Here is a 23,588-nt window from a genome sequence, read left to right on the forward strand (position 1 = left end):
TTGACCATGGCCAGCGAACCGCTAGGCAGGCGAAGCAAGGAGGCGATGGGTGAAAGTCTTTGTTACCGGCGGCGCCGGCTATATCGGCAGCCACACGCTCGTTCAGCTTTTGTCGGCGGGGCATGAGGTGTGCGTGTTCGACAATTTCGCGAACAGCTCGCCCGCCGCGCTTGACCGGGTGCGGCAATTGACCAACCGCGACATGGGGCTGGTCGAAGCAGACATTCGCGACGCCGACGCGCTGTGCGATGCGGTGACCACATTTGCGCCCGACGCCGTCGTCCATTTCGCGGGGCTCAAGGCCGTCGGGGAATCGAGCGATCTCCCGCTCCTCTATTATCAGACCAACGTCAGCGGCACGATGAATCTGCTCGCGGCGATGGATGCGGCCGGGTGCAAGCGGATCGTCTTCTCCTCATCGGCAACCGTCTATGGCGAGGCACATTATCTGCCGTTCGACGAGGATCATCCGATCGCCCCCACCAACCCCTATGGCCGGACCAAGGCGATGGCCGAGGGTGTCATAGGCGACTGGGCCAAAGCGACCCCGGACGCATCGGCGGTGCTGCTGCGCTATTTCAATCCCGTGGGCGCGCATGAATCGGGCCGGATCGGCGAAGACCCGCAGGGCATCCCCAATAATCTGATGCCTTTCATCGCGCAGGTGGCGGTGGGCCGGCGCGAAAAGCTTGCGATCTTCGGAGACGATTATGACACCCGTGACGGCACCGGCGAGCGCGACTATATCCACGTCGTCGATCTCGCCGCCGCGCATCTCGCGGCGATCGACTACAGTGGGCGCGCCATCGGCTGCGAGGCGATCAACGTCGGCACCGGTACCGGCATCACCGTCAAGGAACTCGTCGCCGCCTACGAGCGCGCCTGCGGCCACGCCATCGCCGTCGAAGTCGCGCCGCGCCGTCCCGGAGACGTCGCAAGCAGCTTTGCCGCAACGGCAAAGGCTGACGAACTGCTTGGGTGGCGGACCACTTTCGATGTGGACGCGATGTGTAAATCGTCGTGGTGTTGGCAGTTCCTCAATCCGAACGGTTATTCTCCCGGCCCATGATCTTATCAATTTCTACAGCTGCGGCGGCTCATTTGGCGGAAGGGACGCAAGCATTACGGAACAAACAAATCACGAAAGCGCCCGGACGACCGATGTCGTCCGAACAAAAATTATGAAAAACGCCTAGCTGGCGATCCCAATTCCGAGGAATAACCCGACGAAGATCGCAGGATTCCGAAGGCAGACGGCGCCAGAAAGTTTGAAGTCAGGATCAAGTCGGGCTCGCATACAAGGTTGAGCGAAGCGGGATTGATTCTACAATGACCAGCGGTCACATAAAATCTGGGCGCCGAACCTAGAAATACTAATGCACATTATATAGATAAAAATAAGAATAATCAAAAATTATTAACAATAATAAAATCTATTTTGCTCCATAACCTTTAACAATAACAACAACCGTCTTAAAAAGAATAAGAATGTCTAACCACATAGAAAAATTCTTAATGTAGAAAAAATCAAAACGAAGCTTGTCATGAACATCGCTTATGCCGACAACATGCCCCTGATTTACTTGCGCCCAACCGGTAATTCCAGGTCGAACAATATGGCGATAGACGAAAAAGGGGATCTCACGCTCGTACCATTCGGAAAGCGGCCGCGCTTCCGGTCGTGGGCCGATCCAGCTCATCTCGCCACGAAGGATGTTGAACAGCTGAGGTAATTCGTCGATCCGTGTCTTTCGCAGAAAGCGCCCAATCCGCGTTATCCGTTCATCTTGATCCTTGGTAATTGCTTCTTGGACGCCATCATCGTTGGTTGAGACAGGTTGAGCGACCCGCATGGTTCGGAATTTCAACACACTAAAGGCCTGCCCGCGATAGCCGATTCTTTCTTGACGAAAGAACATCGGCCCTGGTGAATCTAAGCGGATGAGCAAGCCCGTCAGGAGTAAGGGAAGCAGAAGGATTGGAAGAACGGCGAGCGTAAGAGCAATATCAATTAACCGTTTGATTTTAGCATAAGAATTGCTTGGCATGAGCGAGCCTAAGCTATTTTCAGAAAGATGCTCGATTCGCACCTTCCCTGTCCGCGCTTCCCACACCTGCTTATAGTGATAAATTGCAATACCTTTGAGCGCCGCCACCGCAAAGGCCCTTTCCCATTCAGCGAGGTGATCATGATGGAGGTCGGCCACAATTACGGCGGACGGATCTTCAGGCAGAACGGACTCTTTCAGTATGATACAATCGGCCTCTAATTCGCTCCTGATACGCTCAATGTCGCCCCCCGGAACAAGATAATAGCGATTGGTATCCCGCCGTGGCTCCACGGCCCCAATCGCAAAACGCGTGGTAAGGACACACACGAACGTAACTGAGAGAAGCATCCCACTGTAGGGTGCTCGCATCAACAAAATGATTGCGAGCGCAATCGCGTAACTGCTGGCGAGCGCAGGAAAGACATAGCTTATGCTGAATGACCCCGGAAAGGAACCAAACTTCCGCGTGGCAACCACGCCAACAATCGTAGTTATCGTCGCGGTAACCACCGAAATGGCGATAGGTCCATTCGATGAAATAATGGACAGATCACCGCCGATATAAGTCATAACTGGAACGAATACGCCGAAAACACAGCACAGAAAAAGTTGCAGCCGCAGAGAGCCGAACCAGCGTGGCCACATTCGTGCAGGCCGAACCAGGTGCTGGTCAGCCCCCAAAGTGGGGGCATCCGCCTGGTCCATTGACAAATCCTCAGCACTTATGGCGCGCGACGACGCCGAATGGTCGTGGCTGTCGCTTGTGAAACGCCGATTTAGCACTATTCCGTCATCCAGTCGAGTTTGTCATAGAAGCGAGCCGCTGAAGCAAACCATCTGCGCTCCGCTTTCAGGATTCATCTGTGGCGCATCTTCTAATATTGTTTGAGCGCCTCTTGCAGCACCGCTGATAGGCGGAGAAGGTTGCACCGTCAGCCCCAAAAAAAAGCTGTTAGCAATCACTCGGCACGAGAATGCGACGAACGCTAATCAGCTGGGTAGTTTCCCAGCAATACTGCCGCCATTTGCCGGTTGATAACCCGGACGTCGAACTTCCTTTCGACAATTGCACGGCCTGCTCTGCCGTGCCTTTCGGCAAGAAGCGGATCGTTGATATATCGAATCATAGCCTCGGCTATCGCATCAGCCGATCGCGCAGGAACCAGAATTCCGTTCACCTCAGTCTCCACCGTCTCACGACACCCCGGCACGTCCGTGGTGATTGCCGCAAGCCCCATCGCCATCGCTTCTTGGGTGCTACGTGGCAGACCTTCCCGATAAGACGGCAAGATGAAAACATCGGATTGGGCCAAATATGGGCGCACGTCATCCACCTTGCCGGTCCAAGAAACTAGCCCAGCGTCGCTCCAATTTTGAACGATTTCCGTAGACAACGATCCCGGGTTAGAATCAACGCCTCCGACAAGAAACAGCCTGAACTCAAAGCCCTGGTCGCGAACCAGCCGCGCCGCTTCGATGAGCTCAAATACGCCCTTCTCGCGGAGCAGTCGACCGGTCCAGACGAACGTCAGCGGGCCATGGGGGCGCGGCATCTCCTTCATCGCGAACCGGTCGAGATTCACGCCGCTGCCATTGATCAGCTTTGCCCGCTCCGCCGGCGCGATCCCGGCGCCGGTCATCAACGCCCGATCATCGCAATTCTGGAAGATGACGGCGTGCGACACCCGGAAGGCCATTTGATAAAGCCGCGTGACGAGCATCTTTAGCAAACATGATTTGGCGGACGCGCCCCGGCCTGCATTGATGAATACAAAACCGAGCCCCGCCACCATGACGACGCGCCGCGGGACGCGCGCAAGCCATGCGGCGATAGCCCCATAAATCACCGGCTTCATGAAATAGCCAAAAAAGATCGCGGGACGGACGCGGCGCATGAAGCGGTAAAGTGAAATAAAGCTGTCGAGATCGCGCGCCAAATTCATACCGTTTCGCTCAAGTGGCATTGATACCGCGACGGCTCCAAGCTCCTCGACCCGCGCCTTACTCGCCGGATTGTAATCGGGCGCCAACGCAAAAACGCGCCATCCCTCGCCCACCAATTCGCGGATTAGGTCGCCGCGAAAATTGTAGAGTGATTCCGCGTAGCTCGACAATATGATGATGGTACGCGCGTCGTTCGATATCTTGAATGCCACGACCGATCCTCGATATTGAAGTCTCGCCGCGACCTAGGCGGCCAGCGAGCACTTTTCAATGCGATAAGATGGCGTGTAGGCGTGAGCGACGGGCCCACGGGCTACCTTGCTCATTGATTTTCCAGCGGTCATGCGGCACAGGACCCATGATGAGCGAGCAAGCCAAGCTGTTTCAACTCGAGCTCAACGAGATCAACTTTGATTTCGTGCAACGCTACGGCGCGGTGGGCGAACTTCCGAACCTCAACCGGCTCATCGTCCGGCACGGCCTGATCGAAACAACCTCGGAAACGGCCTATCAGGAACTCGAACCCTGGATACAGTGGGTTACTGCTCACACCGGGCTTAGCTACCGCGAGCATGGCGTATTTCGCCTTGGCGATATCGTCGAACATGACCTTTGCCAGATATGGGAGTGGCTAGAGGAACGCGGTGTTAGCGTCGCTGCGACAAGTCCGATGAACGCAAGCAACCGGACGCGCAACGCGGCTTTTTTCCTGCCCGACCCATGGACCGACACGCAAGTTACCGGTTCGCCACTTCTTGCCCGGGTAATGGCCGCCGCATCGCAAGCAGTGAACGAGAACGCCGATGTGAAACTCAGCCCTCGATCGGCAACGGCACTAGGACAGGCGGTGCTGCGCTATTGCGGAATCCGCGAATACGCCCTGCTGGCAAGCTATGTCGGACGGGCGGTGCGCGGCGGCAAGTGGGCGCTCGCACTCGTTCTTGACGAACTGCTGACTGCGATCACGATTTCTGAAACACGTGCTAAGCGGCCGGACTATGTGTCGCTATTCCTCAACGGCGGCGCGCATCTCCAGCATCACTATATGTTCAATTCAGCGGTATATGACGGACCGCATCGCAATCCGGAATGGCTGCTATCGCGTAAGCAGGACCCTGTTTTGGAAGTTTACCGCCAATATGACCGGTTGCTCGGCCGCATCGAACGCGCCCTTCCCGAATATCGGCTGCTTATCGCTACCGGCCTTCACCAGAATCCCTATCCCGACGAATGCTATTATTGGCGCCTTGCGGACCATGGCTCGTTTCTGAGCCAGATCGGATGCGAAAATTTCGTCGCCCACCCGCGCATGTCGCGCGACATGATGATTGAGGCGGGCGATCAACGGAATGCCGAAGCCATCCAACGCCGTCTGGAAAGCGCCGCGGGCGACGACGGGACGAAGCTGTTCGAGGTCGACAATCGCGGCGACAGCCTTTTCGTGATGCTGACCTATCCGCGCGACATCCCTATAGGCTTCGGATTTTCGATTGGCAATCGCCGTTTCGCAGACCTGCGCCGCCATGTGAACTTCGTTGCGATCAAGAATGGCGAGCACGACGGCATTGGTTATCTCGTCGACACTGCCGAACAGGCGGGCCAATTGACTCGGCCCCGTATTGCGCTCGGCGAACTCCCCGGACGGGTCGCGGCCCATTTCGGGCTGAAATGGCCGACCGGTCCTGCCGGCGCCGCACGCCTCAATGCCTTAGCCAAACCTCCCCGCTAATGGGCGGTGGGAGTATCTAGCCACGACTGGAACATAAGAATATCCCAGACATGATAATGCAGCCGGCGCCGGCCGCTGCGCACGTCGGACCACAGTGCGGCGACCGCGTCGGCATCGAAATATCCTTCGCGCCGCAATCGATCGGAGCCGAGCAAATCATCCGCCCAGTTCCGTAACGGTCCGCGCAGCCAGTGTTCAATCGGCACGCCAAATCCCATCTTGGGCCGTTCCATCATTTCGCGCGGCACATAGCGGTACAAAATCTGTCGCAGCGGCCACTTCGCCCTTCCGTCGCGAAGCTTGTAAGCCAGAGGCAGCGCAAGAGCGAATTCTACTACGCGATGATCCAGCAAGGGAACGCGCGACTCCAGGCTGACCGCCATGCTCGCCCGGTCAAGCTTCACCAAAATATCGTCGGGGAGATATGTGCGCATGTCGAGAAACATCATGCGGTCGCGGAAATCGCCGCCGGCCGGCCAATCAGGGTCTGCCGACGACAACAGGGTCGGAAGCTCGCTGCCACCCCGCACGATGGCGGAGGGCTTTTTCGAGTGTGACACAAGCGAACGATAGAAATCGTCCGCGCGATCGACGTCCAGTACGTCTGCGAATTTGAGCAAGCGGTCGCCCACCGCCATCCTGCGCAACCGCTCGGGCGCAAATTTCATGGCGCCGGCGATCATCCCGGCGGGCGTCAAGCGAAGCGCGCCCGCCGCCGCCTTGCGGAGCGCCCTCGGCATTGCGCCCAACCGTCGCCAGATGTCGTAACCCTGTGCGTAGCGCGTGTAGCCGCAGAAAAGCTCGTCTCCAGCATCGCCTGACAGGCTGACGGTGACCTCGCTCCGCGCAAGGCGACTGACAAGCAGCGTCGGAATCTGGGATGAGTCGGCAAAAGGCTCATCCCAGTGATGCGGCAGGATCGGAATCTGCGCCAATGCATCCTCGGGTGTGACATATAGCTCGGTATGTTCGGTACCGAGGTGAGCGGCCACCCGTTTCGCATGGTGCGCCTCGTCATATTCCGATTCCGAAAAGCCGATCGAGTAGGTCTTCACCGGCCGCGACGATTGGCGCTGCATTAGTGCTACCACCGTACTCGAATCATAACCGCCCGACAAAAAGGCTCCAAGCGGCACATCGGCCGCCATGCGGATGCCGACTGCGTCGAGTAGAAGTTCCTCGAGCGCGTCAACCGCGGCGTCGGGTGAACCCGCGAAAGGATGGTCCCGTCCAAGGCGCGCCTTTTCAGAAATGTCCCAATAGGCCACGGGTTCGCCGGGAACGAAATCGTCGACGCCCACTTCCAAATAATGCGCAGGGGGCAGCTTTTTTATGCCGTCAAAGATCGAATAGGGGCAGGGTACATAATTGTGCCGCAGGAAAAGGGTAAGAACATCACGATCGATACCCCCTTCCCAGTTCGGGTGCTGACGAAGCGCCTTGAGCTCGGATCCGAAAAGCAATGCTCCCCGTTGCATTCCGTAGTAGAGTGGCTTTTCGCCCATTCTGTCGCGTGCGAGAATCAGCTTGCGCTCCGCACGGTCCCAGAGCGCCAGCGCGAACATGCCGTTCGCCCGCACCAATGTTTCGCGGACTCCCCACGTCCTAAAGCCCTGCAGCAGGGTTTCGGTATCCGAGTGTCCCCGCCACTCAACCTGTCCCTGCTCTTCGAGTTCAAGGCGCAGGTCGAGATGATTGTAAATCTCGCCATTATAACTCAGCACATATCGTCCGTCGTGACTTGCCATCGGCTGGCGCCCTGCCGCCGACAGGTCGATGATGGCAAGCCGGCGGTGCGCAAGGGCTATTCCCGCTTCGGCGTCTACCCAATAGCCGTCACTATCGGGTCCGCGGTGGACGATCGTATCGGCCATCCGCCGCAACGTCGCTTCGCCGTCCGAAAAACCTTTCCGGTCCAGAAAGCCCGCAAAGCCACACATTTACGTTTCTCTCTTCATCATCATATCAAAGAGGTTTGCATAGGCGTCAGCCGTGGCATCCATCGCATAGGACGCGACTATCCTCTCGCGCGCGGCTATGCCAATCTCCCGCCGTCGCGCAAGGCTTGTCGCGGCAATTTCCCGTATGGCGTCGGCGATACGCGACGCATCTCCGGGTGGCACCAGTATCCCATTGCCGTCGAGCAGGCGCGCGCAATCTCCGACGTCGGTCGCGATGCACGGAAGCGCCGTCGCCATCGCCTCCCCCAGTACATTCGGGAACGCCTCGCTGACCGACGACAGGCAGAAAAGGTCAAATGCGGGCATGATCGCTTCGACCGTGCGCTGGCGGCCAAGCGCATGAACCCGCCCGCGGGGAAGCCCGTTCAGCGCTAATGCGAGTTTCGGATTTTCGAGATCCAGTCCCTCACCTACCAACGCCACGTGCAGCCGCGGATCATCCGCCATCGCCCGCTCGCATGCGGCGAGGAAAGTCGGGATGTCCTTCATCGGATGAAACCGGCCGACAAAGCCCAGCAGCAACTCATTGCTGCCCAGCCCCAGTGCGCTGCGTAATGTTGCACGCCGCCCTGCGTCGGGACGCCACCGATTACAATCGAATCCGTTCGGGATGACGATTCCGTTCGCTGCAGCGAACCCGAAAGCCTCATGATGCGCACGCGACTGAAAGCTGTTGTAGACGATTGCTGCCGGGCCGGCCGACATGCCCGCGAGGCGCCTTATAACCCACCGGGTGACGCGCTTTTCGCTTTCGATGTCATAAAGCGACTGCCGGATATTCCAGGCGACAGGGATACGGCGCCCCGCAAGCCACGGGGCAAGCGACGCAATCAGGTTACCGTGATACATCCATCCTTGTATCCCGTCCGGACGGAATAGCCTCACGATACGTCTGAGCCGCCCAATTGCGGCCAGGGACTGCGGCGTGCTCCCCAGGCCCAATTTATCGACCCCGATCCCCTCACCTGAAAGAATCGGTCCATAATGCCCTTCGCCTGACAGCGAAACGACATGCGGTACATGACGCCGCTTTGCCGCCCCGAGCAAAAGGTTCGCAAGTGAACGCTCGGCGCCGCCCATGTCCAGCCCCGTTATCAGGTGAAGTATGCGTGGAAGGCGCTCGGCGACCATCAGGCGGCTGGCGCCTGCCTTGTCCGTGCACCCAGCATGATCAACGCAAACATGATCGGTGATGTCAACGTGCCGATGAGCGTCTTTGGATCTCCCTGGAAATAATACACACCCCAATAGAAGACAAAGGGAGTGATGATCAGTGTATTTATAAACCTCTTCGGTGCCGATACACGGTTAGCCTTATCAAAAAGACCAAGGACAAAGCCGTATATCACAGCGGAAATGACAATACCGACCGGACCGAGTGCATAATTTCCATAGGCTATTAAACCCGGCGGAACCACCGACTCCCATACGCCTATCACCATATAGGTGTTGAAATACATGACGGATTCAGGCTTCGCGAAATCGAAGAGGCGCGATGGAACAAGGTAAGCCGGAGATATCAAGCTGTCATAGAAATATGTGTAAGAGATGTTCTTCATCGACATCGAAGAAATGGCAGATGCTATATACTCATCATAATAACCGACCAGCGACCCCAGGGGGGCATATTTGAAATCTCGAAACACATCGCCGAATGTGAGGTCCTCGCGATAAAGAGCGCTGGAAAGAGATTTCCCGATACCAAGGAAGTAATCGATCACGAACGCGCCAATGAAGAGAAGGATCAGCGTACCGGGCTTGATCACCTTGGTCCCGTTATAACGGAAATTCATGTAACAGAAAAATAGCAACGCAATCGATATGACGATATGGCCGCGGCTCCCAAGGATTAGCCACACTAGAACCGACAGAATGAAAGAGAGAAAGAAGAGGGCGCCCGTGGCCCAACTCCGCTCTTTCGTCAGCAACACTAGAGCCGCAGGTGTCAGAACGAACGCCAGCGGAGTCAGGTTTTGGACGAAGAGCAGTTCACCGCTTGTTTCCAGAACATCGTCCTGAAATCCTTGTCGGATAAAGCCGGATAGCTCAACAGTCCGGATAAACCCGCCGTATTGATAGATATATATATAGAATGCGACAAAAACAAAGCAGCCCCCAACGATGACTGCGCGCTCCAACTGACGCCTGTCATAACGCAATTCCTTAAGCGGATTGAAATAAGTTCCAAATCTGTATCCTAAAGACGACATAAAAAATGCGCCGGCGCAAGCAATAGCTAGCTGAAAAAGGAGTTCAGGACTTGGAACAAACCCAAAGAGATCTATTCTTTCTCCATATAGATCTGGAAAAAAGAATAGGCACAAGGGGCACAAACCGTAAATAATAGAATAATTAACCCTCATTATCAAAAGGCCGTCAAACTTCAACGATCCGGATTGCCGGATAATTTCAGACAACGCCCCAATCAATAGTATTGACAGAAATATGATGAATGAAATATAGTTCATGTTCTTGTCTGCGAAATTCAGGAAACGAAGTTGAAGTCGAAATGAAAATTCTCTTTTTGACGTCTTCCATGGAAGGAGGCGGCGCAGAACGAGTGGCCGCTCTGCTCAGTAGCGCATGGGGCGCGCGCGGAGATGACGTCACGCTGATACCGACGTTTTCTGGACGGGGGGGGTGCGCCTTTCCCTTGTCCGACTCCGTCCAACTTGAGTTCCTCTCTGATTTGGTCGGAAATGGTGCAGGAAAATTCACCCGCCTAAGAACATTGCGGGCTTTAATAAGGGCGCGTCATCCTGATGTCATCATCTCTTTTCTGCCGCATGTGAACTGCGCCGCGATCCTCGCCGCATGGGGACTCGGCATCCCCGTCATAGCGTGCGAGCGCATATTTCCGCCGTTGTTCGAGCATCTCCTGCCCCGACCATATCGTCTTCTGCGCCGTCTCCTCTATCCGGCTGCGGCCGGATTGGTCGGCCAGACGGAACCGGCAAGCCGCTGGCTACGCGATTGCGCTCCACGGTCAACGGTCGCCACGATCCCCAATCCCGTGATCTTGCCGCTTCCGGCCACCGAACCGGGTCCGGTGCCGGACGCGATGCTGGCAAAGGAGCGCAAACTGATCCTATGGGCGGGACGCTTCGAAGATCAGAAGCGCCCCGAACTGCTGATCGATGCCTTTGCGGAGGTCGCCGCGTCCGCCCCCGATTGGGACGTGGCCATGCTTGGCGATGGTCCGATGCGCGCGGCGATGCGAGAAAAGGTTGAAGCTGCAGAGCTGTCAGACCGAATCCTGCTCCCCGGATTTGCCAGTAACTTGGGCGAATGGTACAAAAGAGCCGAGCTGTTCGTCATGACATCTAAATTTGAAGGATTTCCCAACACGTTACTCGAGGCAATGGCGCATGGCATCGCATCCATCGCCTATGACGTGCCGACCGGGCCGGCCGAGCTCTCAGATGGCGGCCGCCGAATCGCCCTCTTGCCCAATAGTCAGCAGGTGGTGCGCCTCGCGGCGCAAATGGAGCGGCTCATCTCTGACGGCCAGGCCCGCGAGGCTGCGGCACGCGCGGCACTGGAAGTACGCGACGCCTATTCGATGGATTCCATCGTCGCGCAATGGGATGAACTATTCGAGATGGTGCGCCAAGGCCGGACTCAGCGCGGTGGCGAGCATATTTCGTCATAAAGAAAGGCCGCAAGACCGAGCGGCCAGCTCAGGAAACGAAGCAACTGTCCCGGCAGCGTCCGCGGCAGATAGCTAACTTGGCGCCCACTTTTCCGCATATGTAATGCAAATCGCGTATGGTTGGCAGCGGTTTTGGTGACGCGGGCGGGCGCCCGCAAAAACCAGCGCCATTCATGATCGAGGAAATCGGCCGAGGCGTAACATTGGCCTTCCGCGACGCTTTGCATCTTCGCAACGGTCTTCCGGCTATGAATCAGCGAGTCCGATTCGACATGATAAATTCGTACCACGTCGTTGATATAGCGCGTCCGGTATTTGCGCGCGATCGCGTTCCAGATCAGCCCCTCACCAACCAGCCCCTTGATGAATTCGGGGAACGGATACTCACGCAGTACCTCAATGCGGTGAAACCCCCATTTTTCGCCGCCAATGCCATCCCCGAGCGTCGACGACAGCGTATCGCTGTCATAGGGGCTGGTCGGGTATCGATCGCCGACAATCGCTCCCCCTTCGTCGATGCATAGACCGGTCACACCGACAAACTTGCTCTGCTCGCTTTCCGGAATCGCGCACCATCGGTCATGGAATATCTGCAAGGCGTCCGCAGGGGCTGTGTCGTCGCTGTCCCAGCACAGGAACAATGCGCCGCGCGCCTCGCGCACGCCGCGATTGAAGGCGGTCTTCTTGTGTCCATTCGTCTGATAGACATAACGGATCGGAAAATCGGCCTCGCGAGCCCATGCTTCGACAAGTTCGGCCGTGTTGTCCGTCGATCCGTCATCGACGATCACCCATTCGAAATCTCGAAAACTCTGGGCCGCAATGCTGTCATAGACGCGCGGAAGCGTATGCGCCCGATTATAGCTCGGCGTGAAGATCGTGAACCGGGGTGCCTTCGGCATTTCGTCTTCCGGGACCATAAGGCCGGTCACTTGACGGGAATATCGCCATGAACGGCGACAATCATCTGGTAGAATCTGGACTCAAAATGCTCGATGGGACGCAGCACATAATTTTCGCCGAACAATGTCCGCATCAGGAAACCGGCATATCGGCCGATCCTTGACTTGCCCAACTGGAAATTCTTCTCGACAGCAACAAAGTGATAGCCGTGACCCTGCAGGATATTCACCACATCAGAAGCGCCGGACTCATCAAAATCGCTCGGCGAAAGCTCGAAGATGATGAGGGGCTTGTGATTTTCCAGTACTTGCCGGGCACCGCGGAGGATACGCGCCTCGAATCCTTCCGTGTCGATCTTGATCAGGGCGATGTCATCAAGCCCCTGCGTCTCGACGAACTTGTCGAGCGTACCGAGCGATACGGGCGGCTTCCCCGGCACATCCTCGTTCGCGCCCAGTTCGATATAGGTCCCGCCCATATTGGTCGGGTTCTCTTTCAGCGTCCCCACGACATCGGCGTCGGACAGCCCGCGCGGGTGCGCAATGACGTTGCCCGCATGGGCCGCGTTGAACCGCAGCAATTCGAATGTGCGCGGGTTCGGCTCGAAAGCGTGCACTTCTCTGAAATGCTGTGACAAAAAAACGGCATGATTGCCGATATTGGCACCGATATCGAGCGCCAGCCTGTCCTTCATCCCGCCGGCGAAGCTGGTGAGCCAGCCGAACACCGTCTGAAGATAATCATCCTCATAACGCCCATCGACATTGATCACATGGCCGATGTGGTCATGCGAAAATACCGCCATTTGCGGAAAGCCATTGTCATGGTGCTGTTTGGCGAGCTTGTGCAACTGCCAATGCGTCAGGAAATGCGCAATCTTCGTCGATCCCTGACTTGCCGCCCTGCGGCTGTAAAGAGTCTCACCCACGTTTTATTCCCATCCTCACGATCTGGTTTAGTCCAGAAACTGCGCTGCATTCGATTCCAAGGTGAGATCGAACATAAAAGTAGGCCATCATTCTCAACAGAACAAAGCTGAAACTGGTGGCTGTGGCGGCTCCGACCACCCCGAAATTGGGGATTGCAATGGCATTGAAAATCACATTTATCGTCAGTGCGACAACGGTAAGCCGCATCGAGGTTTGATGATGCCCCGTCATGTTCAGAATATAGAGCGGATCGCCGAACAACAGCGCCAGAAAATGCCCAAGCGCCAGAACGGAAAGCGGCGCGGCTGCGGCCGCGTATGGCATACCGAAGACAAAGGTGACGATCGGCGCGGCAAATACCGACAGAATGAAAAACGGCAGCAGCGCGATCGCCAGGACGATTGCTGCCGATTGTCGGGCCGTCCTCTCCAAAAGCGCCAGATCGCCGCTGGAAAAAATCCGGCTGTATTCGGGTGCCAGAACCGCGTTGCCAGCGACATAGGCGAAGGCGACCATCTGCGCGCCTTCGGCAGCCACCTTGAAAATGGCGACCGAACTCTCCCCGATCATATAGCCGAGCATCAATTGGTCGATCGAAATGAACACGACGTGCAGAACGCCGATCACCAGAAACGAAAGGCTGGTTTTCAACGTGTCGCGGGAACCCGGTCTGGCTCTCTCCTCATGTGGGAATGAGGCCGCTTGTGTCCGCGCGATGCGGGTAACGAGGGCGATCGCGGCGATACACGCAGCGACCACGATGAGCATCCGGATCGCCAAGGCGTCGAAAGCCGAAAACTCGTGAAAGAGAACCGAATAGGCAACACAGGCAATCAGGGTCAGCGCGGTCATTCCGAGCGTACTGATAATCTGGAACGTCACGACATAGCCCAGCCCGCGCAGCGCGCCTGCGTAGATTTCAAACAGCGCGAGCGGCGCCATCATCAGAAGCCCGAGCATGAACTCATCGGCATTTGGCCCGTCATACAGCGTCGTCAGGACCAGCATGCCGATCGCGATAAGGATCAACGCCGACGATGATGAAAGAATGACGGCGGTTCGCAGCAGCAATGTGGGCACATGCCCGCCACCGGTACCGCGGCCCGCCGCGAAATCGCGCAGGACCAGCTCCGGCAGCCCCAGCTTGGCCAGCAGCGCCACCAGTGTGACCTGCGACATGACGAAGGAATAGGCGCCATAGCCCGCAGGCTCAAGCAAACGGGCAAGAAAAATGCCGAGCCCGGCCGTAACGATCCGATCGGCGATATTGATCGCGCCGACGCTCGTCGCCTTGCGGATGAACGTCGCCGTTCTGTAGTCGCCCATTCTCCCCGGCCCGTTATGTTAGAGGCGCAGATCGCTCTCGGCGAGCGGCAGGATGCCTTTGATATCGATAAGGATCGCCCCATCCCTGCCGAAGGCGCGCAGCGCGGCCGCGCCCACCTCGGCGAACTCGCGATGCGCAACCGCAAGCACCACGGCGTCATATTCGCCCGCTGCGGCGTCGACGAGATCGATGCCATATTCATGCTGCGCTTCGGCGGCATCGACCCACGGATCGTTCACATCAACCTCGGCGCCATATTCCCGGAGCTCGGACACGACATCGACGACGCGGGTGTTGCGGATATCGGGACAATTTTCCTTGAACGCCAGCCCCAGCACGAGGATGCGCGCGCCCTGCACCGGCAGGTTGCGCTTGATCATCCGGCGGACGATCTGGCTGGCAATATAGCCCCCCATCCCGTCGTTCACGCGGCGTCCCGCGAGAATCACCTCGGGATGATAGCCGACCGCTTGCGCCTTGTGCGTCAGATAATAGGGATCGACGCCGATGCAGTGGCCGCCGACGAGCCCCGGCGTGAACTTCAGGAAGTTCCATTTGGTGCCCGCGGCCGCAAGGACGCTGTGCGTGTCTATATCGAGCTTGCCGAAGATGATCGACAGCTCGTTCATCAACGCGATATTGAGGTCGCGCTGCGTATTTTCGATGACCTTCGCCGCTTCCGCTACCTTGATGCTCTCGGCCATGAAGGTGCCCGCGGTGATGATCTGGCCGTAGAGGCGGTCGACCCATTGCGCCACCTCGGACGTCGAGCCGCTCGTCACCTTGCGGATCGACGGCAAGCGATGCTCCTTGTCCCCCGGATTGATCCGCTCGGGGCTGTAGCCGCAGAAAAAGTCGCGATTATATTTGAGGCCGCTCACGCGTTCGAGAATCGGTACGCAATCCTCCTCGGTGCAACCTGGATAAACGGTGCTTTCATAAATGACGATGTCGCCGCGCTTCAGTGCGCGCCCTACCGTCTCCGACGCCTTGACCAGCGGCGTCAAGTCGGGGCGCTTGTGCTGATCGATCGGCGTCGGCACCGTGACGATGAAGACGCGCGCATCGGCGAGATCGGCCGTGTCGTGCGAAAAGCGAAGGCGGCTGGCCGCCGCCAGTTCCTCAGCCGTGGTTTCGAGCGTGTCGTCGCGTCCTTCGCGGAGCGCCGCGATCCGGTCGACGTTGATGTCGAAACCGGTGACGGCGCGCAGCCGGCCGAATTCGACAGCGAGCGGAAGCCCGACATAGCCGAGGCCGATGACTGCGATCGGGGCGGAATCGAAATCGGGAAGCGATGCTGGGGAAATTTCGGTCATTTCTGGAAATAATCCCTGTACCAGGCGACGAACTGGCGAACGCCGTCACGGAAATCGGTCTGCGGCCGATAGCCGGTCAGCCGCTCGAGCAGGCTGGCGTCGGCCCAGGTCGCCGGAACGTCACCCATCTGCATCGGCATCAGATTGCGCTTGGCGACGATGCCTAATGCGTCCTCGATTGCGGCGACGAAATCGAGCAGCCGGACCTTGTCATTGTTGCCGATATTGACGATCCGGAAAGGCGCCACCGGTGACAGGCTGTCGCCAGGCTCAATGTCCCCCGCGCTGGCGGGGCGCTCCGGCACCGCATCGATCAGCAGGCGGATACCGCGAACAAGGTCCTCGACGTAAGTGAAGTCGCGATACATGTTGCCGCCATTATAAAGATCTATGGGGCGGTCATCGAGCATCGCGTCGACGAACTTATAGAGCGCCATATCGGGGCGCCCCCACGGTCCGTAGACGGTGAAGAAGCGGAACATGGTTGTTGGCACGTTCCAAAGATGGGCATGCGCGTGCGCCATCGATTCCGTCGCCTTCTTGGTCGCCGCGTAGATAGTCAACGGCGTATCTGCCTTCTCGGTTTCAATAAACGGCATTTCCTCGTTCGCGCCGTAAACGGACGAGGTTGATGCCATCAGCAAGTGCCCGACTTTGTTCCGGAGCGCCGCCTCCATGACATTGAAGGTTCCCACGACATTTGCCGAAATGTATGCATGAGGGTTTTCTAGCGAATAACGTACGCCTGCCTGTGCCGCGAGGTGCACGATCGCGTCGGGCTTGAACTCATCGACAACATCATCAATGCGTTGACGATCCTCGAGCATGGCTTCTACCGCTTTGAAGTGCTGATTTTGCATCAGAATCTGGTGTCGGCGGCGTTTCAGATTGACATCGTAATAATCCGTCATCCCATCGAAGCCGACTACCTCGAACCCTTCAGCCAGCAGCAGCTTGGCGAGATGAAATCCAATAAACCCGGCGGTACCGGTTACAAACACTTTTCGGCGCACATGAATCTCCGATGACGGCTCTAATCGTCTGGTTGATACGGAATCAACGGATTGCCTTGCCCGCTTCTCGCCGGAGGCTGACGTGATCAATCGAGACATCAACGCCCGAATCCACCTTCATGGTGTTTAGCTCGACCGTCACCCAGAACCAGCGGCAAGCCGACGAGGACACGTCGATCACCTTGTTGCCGGCGCCATTGGTCAACAAAGCGGAATCCAGCGACTTACCGCCGCTCAGGCTTGGATCGACACAGGCAAGGCGAACGCGAAGCTCACTACCCGGGGCGGAATCCAGCCCCGATACTTTCCATCCTAACCGATATCGCCCAGGCGACAACGAGGTCAGTTGGCGCGCGACGACGGCGTTCGAAGCTGGCAGGCTCGACAGCCGCAAAGTGCCTGTCCTGCTATCGATGCTGACCCCAATTTCACCGCTTTCCAATAAATCCCAGTCCACTGGCGGAAAGCGCGGAATACTGGAAAAAGAAGGATTGGCCAAAATTTCAGGCGGTTGCCTTTTAAGGCCTAAGGCACTGGCAAGCGCAGCAGCCGTTTCGAATTGCTTTGCTTCAACCAGTGCGCGAATAAGTTCCGGGTCCGTATCAAGGACATTGCGCTGGTTCCACGGCTGGCCTGCGATGCGCAATCGCAATAGCCCCGCTTGTGGAACCGCCTGGGGACGCAACACGACGGCGCCCCAATATTCAGCGCTCCAGTCGGGAGCTCGACCAAGCATTGGAACGAGCGCTTGCAAAGAACCGGGCAGGGACGTCGCCGCCGCCAATCGCTCAAGATAGAAGCTGCGAACCTCCAGATTCACGGCCATCGCTCGACCGAACAGGTGGACTACCTGCTCAGGACGGTTCTTCGGTAACTCCTGATCTATCAGCATCGCGTTTATAAGACGGTCTCGACGCGTCATTTGCCCCGCAAGCTGCAACAGTTCGTCGCCCTTCCGAGGCTTACCGTCAGCCATAAAGCCACCGACCAACACCGGGAGCGCATTCGCCGCAAGCGGTTCAGCCGCGAATGCTGCGTTTGCGAGACGTAGGTCGGTCGCGCCAGGGCTTGCCTTCGAATTCTTTGCCAGACGTGCGCCGTAGAGTGCGCGCGCCACACCTGCTTGGGCCAGCCCTTGTGGCGGAATTCCGATTGCCAACACCACCGCCGATCGGCGCGTCTGGTTCGCTATGGCAAAATTAACCGCACCAACCGCAATTGCCACGAGCACTGCAGTTCCCAGAAAAAAAAATCGCTTGTCCATGATCAGACGCTAACCGATTTCCAAGAGTAAATCTAATTGGCCCGCTCTGGCGCCTTGTCGGCCCCATAACCATAACCATAGCCATAACCATATCCGTAGCCATAACCGTAAATTTCGTTGCGACGGCTGACTTTGGTAACCAGCGCACCAAATATTTGAGCCCCCGATTGCCTCAGTCGGCTGAGTGCCGATTTGATCGCGCGCGCACTGCTGCTCGATGAATCGATAGTGTAAATAATGCCTTCGACGCAGCGTGCGAGAAGGGGAGCGTCCGCAAGTCCCAGAATCGGCGGAGAATCAAGAATCACATGGTCATATTCTTTCTGGAGGTGCTCGATAAGAAGCCCCAAGCGCGATGTGCTGAACAGCTCCGCCGCGTTAGGCGGGGTCGGTCCAGCAAGCATATAATCGAATCCGAACTGGTCAGATTTTGCGATCATGTGATCCAGATCTTCAGATCCGGTCAAATAGTTGCTGAGGCCTCTGCCATTCTCGATTTCAAGCATCTCATTGAGCGACGGACTGCGAATGTCAGCGTCGATAAGGATTATCTTTTTGCCTGTCGATGCGAACACGTGCGCAATACTAAGTGCCGAACTGCTCTTGCCTTCGGCCGGACGCGTAGACGTCAACAAAAAGCTCCGAGGAGCGCCGTGGTGCGTCAGAAATGTAAGATTGGTCTGGGCTGCAAGATATGCTTCGTAGATCATCGACTTTTTGTCGAGCAGCAAAGCCTCAAAATGCTGTGGGTCAACTCGCGGGATAGCTCCCAGCAAGGGAAGGCCAAAACGGTCGTTGACCTCCGCGGGGTCGCGTATTGACTGATCGAGTTGCTCGAGGATGAATACCAGTCCGCCCGCAAGCACTAGGCCAGCGACCAACGATAGCAGAATGTTGAGAAACAGCCGCGGGCTTGAAGGGGAATTCGACGGCATCGCCAGATCAACCACCGCGATATTATTTGTACCCACACCGGCCGCGCCGATTTCCTTGTAACGCTGCAGCAGGCCATCATAGAGTTGCCGGTTGGTATCCACCTCTCGTTGGAGGATTGTGTACTCGATCGACCGAGTCTGCTGGTCCCGATACTTTCCCGTAATGCGGTCGAGCTCAGCCGCAAGGTCACGCTCACGCTTAACTGCGCTGTTGTAGGTCTCGCGATTGATGCCCTGACTTCTCTTAGCTTCTGCAGCCACTGCACGATCTATGCTTTCGAGCTGCTCCCTCTTCGCAACTACCTCAGGATACTCCTCACCGAATATCTTCCGCAACTGAGCCAAATCCGCTGTTAATTCAGCCCGGCGTTGTCGGAGCGCGGCCACAGCAGAGTTTGCAGAGGCATCGGCAAGTGCAAACGAATTATTGAGCTGGCTCTCGGCGGCAATCCGGGCGTCGCGCGCAGCGGATAGCGCTTGACTAACCTGCTCGATATCGCCCGAAACTAATGTGCGCTCGACGGTCGTCCGCCCGTTTGCGTCAGCCCGCCCCTGCAGAGTGATGATATTGTTGTTGGTAGCATAATTAATCAGTTCGCGTTCGGAGTCTTCCAAGTTCCGCCGAAGCCCACCAATTCGTTGCTCAAGAAACTGACGCGCATCGCTTGTCGCTGCATAGCGACGATCAAGATTCGCGGCAATGAATTGCTTTACCCACAGATTCGTAAGACGCGCAGAAAGAGCCGGCGAAGGCGTAGCGAAACTAACGTCCACAAGACTTGAAGTGCGAACTGGCGCAATGCTTACCGCGTCGAGCAGTATCTTCGCAGCGCGTTCGGATTTCCGTTGGCGACTTTCGCTATTTGAAAAGCCTTCGTCCTGCTCGTTAAGGCCGTAAATGCTTACAAATTCCTTGTCATTCAAAAGATTTCCAGCGCGGACGGCGCGTTCAGCAAGCGAACGCGATTCAAGCAGGCTATATTGCGTGTTATAAAAGGCGACCTCATTCGTGAGATTCTTTTCCTTGGCACCTTCAACGTCAGTTTCAACAGGGGCTTGAGGAGAAATCTCGATGCGAGATGTGCTAGTATAAAGCGGTGTCGTCAAAAATGTCGCAATTATACCGATAGCCAAACACGCCGCGATGCAGCCGACCACCCAATTTCGATGACTGAGCAATGCAATGAAAGCCCGCTCCAGCAAATGAGTATCGAATAATCCTCCGCGATATTGGGACGAAGGCTCGCTTTGATCCGGCGCTTTCAGGCCCACCAAAGAGCGGTCAGCGTTTACGCTATCCATTTTTATTATATCCGTGTTACAATTGGTTGCCGAGAATTACAAGCGGAGTACTCAACAGCGTTGAAGCTTTCAAAATATTGTCAAAAAGGCGCCGCTGGGGTGAATCACCGACCACGACTACGTCGTTCGGATAGATTTCTGGATCGCCGTAATTGCCGCGGCGTATAGCCTGTAGATTATATGCCCCGACATACTGTCGACCTCCGACCTTCCGAAAAATCAGAACATCCTCCAGTTTGGCAAATTCGCTTGTTCCACCAGCTAGCGCAACAGCGCGCATCAGCGTCACCTTACCAAATATCGGGAACTGCCCAGGTTTGACCACCTCGCCATCGACAGTGACCGATTGCGCCTGCATCAGAGCGGGGTTGGTCGAAGCCTTGAAGTTGACGGTCACACTGGGGTCGCGAACGTAACGCCCGCGCAGTCGATGTTCAATCTCCGACGAAATCTCTTCAGGCGTCTTCCCGGCAGCCTCCACCGTTCCGATTAGGGGATATGTAAACTTGCCTTCACCGTCAGTTAGCACTTCGCGCCGCAAGTTCTCGACCCCGAATACCTCGACAGCCAACTCCGTAAAGGGGCCAACAAAAGACTGGCGCGACGTCTGCCGCGTATCTTCGCCGTTTGGAGACGGCAACTCTGTCAACATTGTCACGCCCGATGCCGGATTGACCGCGACAGGACCCGCGGATTTCGTGCACCCAGACAGTACAAGAATTGCAACGATTGCTACGGAAGCTCGAAGGCCGTTCATGTAAGAATTCCAAAAACAAGGACGTGGCGGACGAATGCCCCCGGCCATAGGGAGAAACACAAGGAGACGGAAGCCGGTTAGTTTCTTTTGCGCCAACCCGAGCCATCCGCCCGCCCTTTGACCGCTATCGCGATCAAGAACATGGCAAACATCATGATTGAAGGCTGCCTAAGCGGATAATCAACTAAGCTGCCAATCGCCAAAAAGGCAAATGACGTCACCAAAATGATGGCCTCGATTAAGCCCACTCCGTCCCCCGCCCACCTTTGACGGAGCAAAGCGAACAAGGAGGATCCGACCCAAACGATCGCTGCGATCGCAACAAGTGTGGCGGGCAACCCCCCTTCGAGCGGAAACTGCAACCAATCATTGTGAGCGTGGTTCAAATAAGATGGCTGCAGAAGCTCGTCCGGCTCGGCCAGCTGGAAAAGTTTGGCAAAAGAACCGAAACCAGACCCGAATAACCATTGCTCCCTGAGCTGAGCTAGTACCGTTCCCAACGCAGCTAATCGGACTTCTGAGACGTTGTCCCCGCCTTCCAAAAGACGCGTTATCGAACTCGCACGACCCGATGCATAAATCAACGCTCCTGTAACTGAAACGATCAGCACTGGAAAAACAACGAGTGCATACCGAGCAATGGTGTCGGACCGGACCGCCTTTTCAGAGGGCACCACATTTAAGCGTCGATAGCGAATTCGAAACCCCCAGCAAATTACCAAATATCCTACCACAAGCGCAATGCAGCCACACATCAATCCCAAGCGCGAACCGGTGACCAGAATAAGTATTAAAAACAGGATTATACTGCCCCCTAACGCTGCTGTCACGAGCGGGCGCCGAACCTTTCTCGCCATCTCTTTTACGAGGAGCCAACTCGAAGCCAGAATGCCAAATGACAAAAGAAAAGCTTGATGGTTGCGGTTCGCGAAAAGGCCAACCAAGGAGCCCTCATTGGTGATGCGATAAAGATATAAGGGGCTGCGAGGTCCGGCCATAAATTGCAACAGGGCGAGACCGGAGGAAGCGAGTGCAAACGCCCACAATAACCACCAAAGCCTGTGGCGATCTCGGTTCGGAATTCCCGCAACGATTAAGAGGGCAGCGGCGGGAACCACAAGCGACATCAGACTATTCAAAGTCAGCGACGGCGTCAAACTCAAGGGTCGCCAGCGATTGGGGTGTCCAAGAAGAACATCTATCGAATGGATCAGCTCGCGTTCGGGCAAGGCGGACCATATTCCCACCGGCAATGGGACGAGCTGCAACACCATCCAGAACGCCAGCGCCGCGAGCAAAAGCAGCGGCACACGTATTGCGCGGACGGCACCAGTCGGCATCATTACGATCGCCAGAAACGCGAATGCAACAGCGATGGCTCGCAGAAGCGGTATCGACGCGATGTCACTTCGTGACCCGCCACCCATAACCGTCACGATCAAAGCAAATGTTATCAGAACGACCCATAGCGCTCGCGGAGAAAATTCCTGCGGGAGCCTGAGTGATAGTTTCGTCTTCTTCATCAACGGCCACTCCGAATGAAGGGTCGTCTCAGCCGGGCGGCCTTGCTTCGATACATAATAGATTGAATCCCAGGTTACCGATAACTTGGTCAGAACGGCCCGGACCTAATCTTCAGCTGTGTCCAGAGACCAACGATCACTGCCCTCGAGCCCCAAGGCTGTCAAGCGGCCGGTTAGATATGCGCCGGTGTCGATCCCAATGCGATTTGGCGCTTCATCAACTCGTTCCGTTATTGTGTGCCCATACACGATAACTCCACCGTGACCATCCTTGGATTGGATAAACTCGTCACGAATCCAACGCAGATCCGACAATTGCTGCCGATCGAGCGGGACGCCAGGCCGGACGCCGGCATGGACGAACACATAATCTCCGATCTGAACCATATCTTCGCCGCGCCCCAGAAAATCGATGTGCGATTGGGGAACCAGATGCGGCAGGCGCTCGGCAACCTCTTCAAAGTCCGCTGCGGCATAGGCGGCATCGTCGCACCAATAGCTTCTTATGGTCGCATCGCCGCCAATCCGGATAAAATAGCGCACGCGCCGCGGGTCGCCCGAAAGCGCGGACAGAAAACATTCCTCATGATTTCCAATGAGAAGAGTCACCTTGTCGAACGGAGCCCCGAGGCGGATCGCGCGCTCGATGACCGATGCAGAATCGGGTCCGCGATCGACCAGGTCGCCGAGCAGGATTAGTGTCGTTTTCGCCTGGCCTCGGCCGGCGTTGTCGGCCTCGATCTTCGCCAACAATTGCTCGAACAGATCGTTACGACCGTGAATGTCACCGATCGCATAAACACGCTCGCCAGCGGGAACGCGCGGCTCCGCCGCACGCGAACCGCGGTCTTCGCCTCGCCGGCGCTTCAGAAAACCAAGTAAGGACATATGGGGCTTTACGAGTAGAACTCTGAAATTACAGACAAATGCATCACCTGCCGCCCCCCTCGATGGCATGTGTTACGGCCCACGGGAGGCGTAT

Annotated in this window: 18 protein-coding genes; 3 read left to right on the forward strand and 15 right to left on the reverse strand. The window is 56.7% G+C overall.

Going from position 1 to position 23,588, the window contains the following annotated elements:
• Window positions 1-49 precede the first annotated feature (49 nt).
• Window positions 50-1,069, forward strand: a complete 1,020-nt coding sequence (gene galE, locus P1IM2_RS16420; RefSeq protein WP_186403123.1) for a UDP-glucose 4-epimerase GalE — start codon at window positions 50-52, stop codon at window positions 1,067-1,069.
• Between the two features lie 364 nt (window positions 1,070-1,433).
• Here galE and P1IM2_RS16425 read toward each other — a convergent pair whose 3' ends face one another.
• On the reverse strand, window positions 1,434-2,756 hold the full coding sequence (locus P1IM2_RS16425) for an exopolysaccharide biosynthesis polyprenyl glycosylphosphotransferase (protein ID WP_186403124.1): 1,323 nt from the start codon (window positions 2,754-2,756) through the stop codon (window positions 1,434-1,436).
• A 281-nt stretch (window positions 2,757-3,037) separates the two neighbouring features.
• Complete coding sequence (locus tag P1IM2_RS16430) at window positions 3,038-4,207, reverse strand: glycosyltransferase family 4 protein (RefSeq protein WP_186403125.1); 1,170 nt, start codon at window positions 4,205-4,207, stop codon at window positions 3,038-3,040.
• Window positions 4,208-4,320: 113 nt separating this feature from the next.
• Here P1IM2_RS16430 and P1IM2_RS16435 point away from each other — a divergent pair, with 113 nt between their 5' ends.
• The gene (locus P1IM2_RS16435) at window positions 4,321-5,724 is read left to right on the forward strand and encodes a hypothetical protein (protein ID WP_186403126.1); all 1,404 of its coding nucleotides are present in this window, start codon (window positions 4,321-4,323) and stop codon (window positions 5,722-5,724) included.
• Here the strand turns inward: P1IM2_RS16435 and asnB are convergent.
• From asnB to P1IM2_RS16450, 3 genes are read right to left on the reverse strand one after another with little or no spacing between them, the layout of a single operon-like run.
• Window positions 5,721-7,664, reverse strand: a complete 1,944-nt coding sequence (gene asnB / locus P1IM2_RS16440; RefSeq protein ID WP_186403127.1) for an asparagine synthase (glutamine-hydrolyzing) — start codon at window positions 7,662-7,664, stop codon at window positions 5,721-5,723. The two genes, P1IM2_RS16435 and asnB, sit on opposite strands and share 4 nt — an antisense overlap.
• Window positions 7,665-8,816 (reverse strand): glycosyltransferase, encoded by a 1,152-nt coding sequence (locus P1IM2_RS16445; protein ID WP_186403128.1) that lies wholly within the window; start codon window positions 8,814-8,816, stop codon window positions 7,665-7,667.
• Complete coding sequence (locus P1IM2_RS16450; protein ID WP_186403129.1) at window positions 8,816-10,153, reverse strand: hypothetical protein; 1,338 nt, start codon at window positions 10,151-10,153, stop codon at window positions 8,816-8,818. Before P1IM2_RS16450 ends, P1IM2_RS16445 begins: the two co-directional genes overlap by 1 nt.
• A gap of 41 nt (window positions 10,154-10,194) precedes the next feature.
• Here P1IM2_RS16450 and P1IM2_RS16455 point away from each other — a divergent pair, with 41 nt between their 5' ends.
• Window positions 10,195-11,337, forward strand: a complete 1,143-nt coding sequence (locus P1IM2_RS16455) for a glycosyltransferase (RefSeq protein ID WP_186403130.1) — start codon at window positions 10,195-10,197, stop codon at window positions 11,335-11,337.
• Here the strand turns inward: P1IM2_RS16455 and P1IM2_RS16460 are convergent.
• The 10 genes from P1IM2_RS16460 to P1IM2_RS16505 form a co-directional block, all read right to left on the reverse strand.
• Window positions 11,307-12,257 (reverse strand): glycosyltransferase, encoded by a 951-nt coding sequence (locus P1IM2_RS16460; protein ID WP_313906820.1) that lies wholly within the window; start codon window positions 12,255-12,257, stop codon window positions 11,307-11,309. The two genes, P1IM2_RS16455 and P1IM2_RS16460, sit on opposite strands and share 31 nt — an antisense overlap.
• An 8-nt stretch (window positions 12,258-12,265) precedes the next feature.
• The gene (locus P1IM2_RS16465) at window positions 12,266-13,090 is read right to left on the reverse strand and encodes an FkbM family methyltransferase (RefSeq protein WP_186403132.1); all 825 of its coding nucleotides are present in this window, start codon (window positions 13,088-13,090) and stop codon (window positions 12,266-12,268) included.
• Window positions 13,091-13,160: 70 nt separating this feature from the next.
• Entirely contained in the window at window positions 13,161-14,495 is a 1,335-nt protein-coding gene (locus P1IM2_RS16470; RefSeq protein ID WP_186403133.1) for an oligosaccharide flippase family protein, read from the reverse strand.
• A gap of 18 nt (window positions 14,496-14,513) precedes the next feature.
• Window positions 14,514-15,812 carry a Vi polysaccharide biosynthesis UDP-N-acetylglucosamine C-6 dehydrogenase TviB gene (tviB, locus tag P1IM2_RS16475; protein ID WP_186403134.1) on the reverse strand — a complete coding sequence of 433 codons (1,299 nt, stop codon included), beginning with the start codon at window positions 15,810-15,812 and terminating at the stop codon, window positions 14,514-14,516.
• Window positions 15,809-16,813, reverse strand: coding sequence for an SDR family NAD(P)-dependent oxidoreductase (locus P1IM2_RS16480; protein ID WP_260834182.1), 1,005 nt, complete (start codon window positions 16,811-16,813; stop codon window positions 15,809-15,811). Before P1IM2_RS16480 ends, tviB begins: the two co-directional genes overlap by 4 nt.
• A 55-nt stretch (window positions 16,814-16,868) precedes the next feature.
• Entirely contained in the window at window positions 16,869-18,089 is a 1,221-nt protein-coding gene (locus P1IM2_RS16485) for a hypothetical protein (protein ID WP_186403136.1), read from the reverse strand.
• A gap of 32 nt (window positions 18,090-18,121) precedes the next feature.
• On the reverse strand, window positions 18,122-20,326 hold the full coding sequence (locus P1IM2_RS16490) for a GumC family protein (protein WP_186403137.1): 2,205 nt from the start codon (window positions 20,324-20,326) through the stop codon (window positions 18,122-18,124).
• A 16-nt stretch (window positions 20,327-20,342) separates the two neighbouring features.
• Window positions 20,343-21,083: a polysaccharide biosynthesis/export family protein gene (locus P1IM2_RS16495; RefSeq protein ID WP_254535874.1), complete on the reverse strand. Its 741-nt coding sequence runs from the start codon at window positions 21,081-21,083 to the stop codon at window positions 20,343-20,345.
• A 77-nt stretch (window positions 21,084-21,160) separates the two neighbouring features.
• Window positions 21,161-22,606 (reverse strand): O-antigen ligase, encoded by a 1,446-nt coding sequence (locus P1IM2_RS16500; protein WP_186403138.1) that lies wholly within the window; start codon window positions 22,604-22,606, stop codon window positions 21,161-21,163.
• A 105-nt stretch (window positions 22,607-22,711) separates the two neighbouring features.
• On the reverse strand, window positions 22,712-23,494 hold the full coding sequence (locus P1IM2_RS16505; protein ID WP_254535873.1) for a metallophosphoesterase family protein: 783 nt from the start codon (window positions 23,492-23,494) through the stop codon (window positions 22,712-22,714).
• Window positions 23,495-23,588 lie beyond the last annotated feature (94 nt).

Source organism: Sphingopyxis sp. P1IMeth2 (genome assembly GCF_900185685.1).
Classification (GTDB): Bacteria; Pseudomonadota; Alphaproteobacteria; order Sphingomonadales; family Sphingomonadaceae; genus Sphingopyxis; species Sphingopyxis terrae_A.